The sequence below is a fragment of the Microcystis sp. M_QC_C_20170808_M3Col genome (genome assembly GCF_007095505.1).
Classification (GTDB): Bacteria; Cyanobacteriota; Cyanobacteriia; order Cyanobacteriales; family Microcystaceae; genus Microcystis.
In genome coordinates this window covers 1-4,650 of sequence record NZ_SFBY01000074.1, presented here as the reverse complement: position 1 = coordinate 4,650, position 4,650 = coordinate 1, and the positions used below count along the sequence as shown (strand labels likewise).

5 protein-coding genes and 1 pseudogene are annotated in these 4,650 nt (G+C 44.5%); 2 read left to right on the top strand and 4 right to left on the bottom strand.

Annotated features, from left to right (window positions below; all coding sequences use genetic code 11):
- The first annotated feature begins 162 nt into the window (after nt 1–162).
- Nucleotides 163–1,212, top strand: a complete 1,050-nt coding sequence (locus EWV84_RS03815; protein ID WP_004162539.1) for a Rieske 2Fe-2S domain-containing protein — start codon at nt 163–165, stop codon at nt 1,210–1,212.
- Between the two features lie 89 nt (nt 1,213–1,301).
- Here the strand turns inward: EWV84_RS03815 and EWV84_RS03810 are convergent, their stop codons facing one another.
- Entirely contained in the window at nt 1,302–1,430 is a 129-nt protein-coding gene (locus tag EWV84_RS03810) for a hypothetical protein (RefSeq protein ID WP_287076563.1), read from the bottom strand.
- Between the two features lie 173 nt (nt 1,431–1,603).
- Here EWV84_RS03810 and EWV84_RS03805 point away from each other — a divergent pair.
- Nucleotides 1,604–1,729: pseudogene (locus EWV84_RS03805) on the top strand (DUF4164 domain-containing protein); the annotation flags it as partial.
- On the opposite strand, the gene EWV84_RS03800 reads toward EWV84_RS03805, so the two are convergent.
- The 3 genes from EWV84_RS03800 to EWV84_RS23020 form a co-directional block, all read right to left on the bottom strand.
- Nucleotides 1,726–2,409, bottom strand: a complete 684-nt coding sequence (locus tag EWV84_RS03800; RefSeq protein WP_287076561.1) for an N-acetylmannosamine-6-phosphate 2-epimerase — start codon at nt 2,407–2,409, stop codon at nt 1,726–1,728. The pseudogene EWV84_RS03805 and the gene EWV84_RS03800 sit on opposite strands and share 4 nt — an antisense overlap.
- A 212-nt stretch (nt 2,410–2,621) precedes the next feature.
- Nucleotides 2,622–3,131, bottom strand: a complete 510-nt coding sequence (locus tag EWV84_RS03795; protein ID WP_004162542.1) for an inorganic diphosphatase — start codon at nt 3,129–3,131, stop codon at nt 2,622–2,624.
- Between the two features lie 980 nt (nt 3,132–4,111).
- On the bottom strand, nt 4,112–4,306 hold the full coding sequence (locus EWV84_RS23020; protein WP_502692592.1) for a TLTLP motif-containing protein: 195 nt from the start codon (nt 4,304–4,306) through the stop codon (nt 4,112–4,114).
- Nucleotides 4,307–4,650 lie beyond the last annotated feature (344 nt).

The following is a 4,650-nucleotide window of genomic DNA, read 5'->3' as shown; positions in this document are numbered from 1 at the left end:
AGACCAGAACAGAGTAAATCTGTTAAGGCAGGTGCGGAACCCCGCAAGGGAAAGAAGCAGAAACCTAAATCGTGAGGTTTGGGAATCACCGTCCGTTTTACGGCGGTGAGGATGTCAACTCTGATGATAGGATGAACGATCGAAGCTCTCCAGAGAAACCCTATGACTAGCTTACTGCGCGACTTTTGGTATGTGGCCACACCGGCAAATAAACTGAAACCCGGTCAGCTAATGGCCAAAAAAATGCTAGGTGAACCGATTGTTGTCGGTAGGAGAGAGGATGGAGAAGTGTTCGCATTGCGGGATATTTGCCCCCATCGCGGCATTCCGCTGCACCATGGCTGGATTGAAGGGGATGGGGTGTACTGTTGCTATCATGGCTGGAAATTTAACACTAGCGATGGCGTTTGTTCTGAGATACCCTCATTAACCGAACACGATCGCCTTGATATTAGCCGAATTTGTGTCACCAGTTATCCCTGTCGCGAAATACAAGGTCATATCTGGGTGTTTATTCCGGCAGACTCAAAAAGGGAAATTAAGCAAGAAAATCTGCCTCCTGTGCCGATTATTAGCGATTTTGGCAAACTTACCCCCAAAATAGCCGAAACTATCACTTTTGACTGCAATATTGACCATGCGGTGGTGGGATTGATGGATCCGGCCCACGGTCCCTACGTTCATACTTCTTGGTGGTGGCGCAGCGGTCCGCGCAAATTTCGGGTCAAAGAAAAACAATACGAACCAGTTCCCCTCGGTTTTCGTCTTGCCCCCTATGATATGCCCGTAAGTGCGAAACCTTATAAAATTCTGGGTAATAAGGTATCGATTGAAATTGTTTTTGAATTGCCCTCGGTGCGTACAGAAATACTACGAGGTGATCGCTATTTGGCCTGTGCTTTTACGGCAATTACTCCCATCGATGAAAATCACTGCGAAGTCCATCAAAGTTTATACTATACGATTCCTTGGTTGGCATTTTTAACCCCTCTTTTGCGTTATTTAACCCGACAATTTCTTAAACAGGATCGCGATGTAGTGATTAAACAACAGGAAGGACTTAGTTATCATCCAGCTTTGATGTTAATTGATGATGCCGATACCCAGGCCAAATGGTATTATCGCCTCAAGCAAGAATACGAAAAATCTCAAGCAGAAAAACGGGATTTTGTCAACCCCATTAAAGCACAAATTTTACGGTGGCGTAGTTAGAATTTGATCATTTTATTACTGGACTTGCCCTTTGACACAAGGTCATAACCTGTGCTGTAGGAGGGATTAAGAGAATTTCTGATGCCCAGTTACTGGGTACAAATCAGGGAAACCTCTAATAAATCTAAGGCTTTCTCTAAGTCTAATAATTGTCCTAAACTATGGCTACAAGTCTCGCCATTAAATCCTCTTGCTGTGGCTAATTTTGATAATATCATCGGGTAATTTTGAGAGGTTGCCAAGGGTTCTTTTTTTTGACTTGATCTCCTTTTTAGCAAATATGATCCATCCCTGTCTATTAAGAAATATTACAATAAACATGGGTACGTTAAGAAAAGTTAACGGGTTTATCCATTGCTGGATAAGGGTTTTTGGCTATTGTAGTAAGGAAAAAATTAACGGATTGACCGCAGGGATTGCCTATCAGCAATTCACAAACCGCGGGATTTTAATCGCTTTGGTTGTCGCTATTTTAGGAGGTGCGGCTAAACTTTTTGGTTTTTTTGCCTCCCATTAATCTTTTGATAAAATTACTTGTAAAAAAGCGGTAGTTTTTAAATCAATCCCTGTAATTGCCGTGCCAACAACTACCGAATATGCACCAACTTCGAGGGCTTTTTTTGCTTCTGTTGGAGTCGATATTCCTCCTTCACAGATAACAGGAACTGATAACTTATTAACTAATTCTTCTAGGAAAGAAAAACTCGGCGGTGGCAGATTTTTAGTTGCTTCTGTGTAACCGTAAAGAGTTGTACCGACAATATCAGCACCGGCTGCCACGGCATAAATAGCACTTTCGATCGAGTCTATATCTGCCATGACTAATTTACCAGTTTCCTGATGAATACGATCGATAATTGTGGCTAAATTTTCATCATTAGGACGCTTTCTTGGGGTAGCATCCAAGGCAATTATATCTGCACCCGCATCGGCAATAGCGAGAGCATCTTGATATTTGGGAGTAATATATACCGAACAATCGCGATAATTGCGTTTCCAGAGCCCAATTATCGGTATATCCGGCAATTGTTGACGGGTGGCTTTCAGATGAGTGGGACTATCAATTCTGACCCCACAAGCACCCCTATCCACGCAAGCATGAGCCATGGCGGCAATAATTACAGGATCGTGCAGAGATGACTCCACTGGCGCTTGACAGGAGACGATTAAACCCGATTTTAAGGTTTCTATTCGCATAAATTGGGGTGTGGGGTGTGGGGTAGTGGGGGTGTGGGGTAGTGGGGGTGTGGGGTAGTGGGGGAATGGGGTAGTGGGGTAGTGGGGTAGTGGAGCATTTGGCTGAAATTTCCCTAAACCCCTAAATCCCTATCACCCTATCTCCTGAATTCTGACCCCCGACTCCTGACTCCCGACTCCTAACCCCACCAACAAACTTTTTGCCGCAAACCTTACTTATAAGCAGCGATACACTGTTCAACTAAAGCGGTTACTGCGTCCACATCTTTCCAACCGAGAATTTCTGTGACTTTTTTCTCTAGATTCTTATAGGTTTTGAAAAACTCGGCGATTTCCTGCAAGCGATGGGGAGAGACATCTTTGAGGGATTTTACCTCAGCATAACGAGGATCTTTAGCGGGAACACAGAGAATTTTTTCATCGCGATCACCACCATCGATCATTTCTAACATACCAATAGGGCGCGCCGTAATCACACAGCCGGGGAAAGTAGGCTGATCCATGATCACCATACCATCTAAAGGATCGCCGTCATCGGCGAGGGTATTGGGAACAAAACCATAATCACAGGGATATTGTACCGAAGAATAGAGAACGCGATCGAGAGCAAAGGCGTTTAAATCCTTATCAAACTCGTATTTATTCTTACTACCGGCGGTAATTTCCACTAAAACGTTAATTAAACCGGGTTTCGGTTGGGCAGGAATGCGCGATAAATCCACAAGCTTTCTCCAAATACAAGACATTGACACTCTCGCCGTCAAGCTACGCTGTGACGGGAGATTCTTGCTTCTACTCCTCTTAACTAGACACAATCGGAAGACTATGCCCCCGTCAGACCGAATCCACAAGCGTTTTAGTTTAACGTCTACCGACTGTCCGGCGGCGGACGGCTCTGAATTTTATTTGTGGGCAGAATTGACCTTAGCCGTTAAGCTTCTATGCTGCTTGACCCGTCACCATTAGGCGTTGCTGATTTGAGATATGAATCTTCTTTTGTAGGATTTTTAAAACCTAGCGATATTTGTTCCGAGGTACAAAGGAGCGAGAGGTTTCCGTGATACTTTACGCGCTTTACCGCTTTCTGTATTCTAGCGAAATCCCTCGAAAGTGGAAACGCTACCGCGTTAGTTTCACTTTGGTCGCGATTGATCTCCCGTTAAGCAAGGGCGGCTCTAACGGGAGTCCTCTCGCGACCTTGAGATAGCGCCTTTAGAGTCACCTAAAAGCGCAAGCAAAATTAAAACACACTTTAATTAACTCCGATCCAAATTTTACCCTTGACATCCTCGCCGCCGTAAAACGGACGGCGATTCCTCACCACGCCACCTTTTTAGAATGGTCGCGTCAATGGGGTTGACGCGACCCGGGATGCTGCTTCTTTAACAGAAGTCTTACGCTTTCCGACCCGTCCATTTCGAGTGTCCGAATGCCCTCCGGCCACTTTGAACAAGTCGAAAAAATCTCATGTTCCACCTTATTTCCTAGAAAGTTTTACTCGTTCAAGGCCGAATTCGAAGTCTTTTCTGAACGAAACCCCCTACTATCTGTTGTCAAGGTTCAGTTTTTAGCTTGGTTATCGCTTTTTCCATTGTAGCTTAAAGCCGTCCTAAAAGGACGGGGTTTTAACCCAAATTTTCGATAAGGGGGATCGGGACGAAGAAAAAATTTTTTACCTTGGCAATCGTCTATCTCAATTCTGTCACCTCATTTGCCTCGTTAGGGAGTAGGATGTTTTACCGGTAAGGGGTTCTTCGGTATAGTTAGGCGTGGAGTTATATCCAATCGCTAACAAGGGTAACGTTAGGGTCAGAATTGCGATCATGGTTCCGAGTAAATTGGCCCACCTATGACTAGGAGGCTCGGAAGTCTTCCCTGACGGGTTGCTTGATTCCATAAAGGGGTCGTGTTGAACTCGACAAGTAAAGAATACGAGAGATATATAGAGCAGTAAGCTATCGGCCTTGAGCTTTTAGCAAATTACTGCTATTTTTTGCCTTTGGGCTTGGTTAACGTCTCGTTAGAAAGCGAAACATTAACAGCAATATTCCCCCTACTAATTATATTTTACCCATTTTTTTCCAGGAGTTCCCTCTGATACTTTTCTTGACGATCTCTCCAGATCATCGAAAATTTTGGGTGGGAAACCCCGCCGTTCTAGGTTGGCTTTACGTTAGAATTAAAAAGACCGTCTCGAAAACCAAGTGGGCGGACAGCACCTTGAAAACTCGGCTTAGGGGG

Coding starts and splice junctions, on each gene's coding strand:
- EWV84_RS03815 (WP_004162539.1), top strand. CDS start 163: ATGACTAGCTTACTGCGCGACTTTTGGTATGTGGCCACACCGGCAAAT.
- EWV84_RS03810 (WP_287076563.1), bottom strand. CDS start 1,430: ATGATATTATCAAAATTAGCCACAGCAAGAGGATTTAATGGCGAGACT.
- EWV84_RS03800 (WP_287076561.1), bottom strand. CDS start 2,409: ATGCGAATAGAAACCTTAAAATCGGGTTTAATCGTCTCCTGTCAAGCG.
- EWV84_RS23020 (WP_502692592.1), bottom strand. CDS start 4,306: ATGGAATCAAGCAACCCGTCAGGGAAGACTTCCGAGCCTCCTAGTCAT.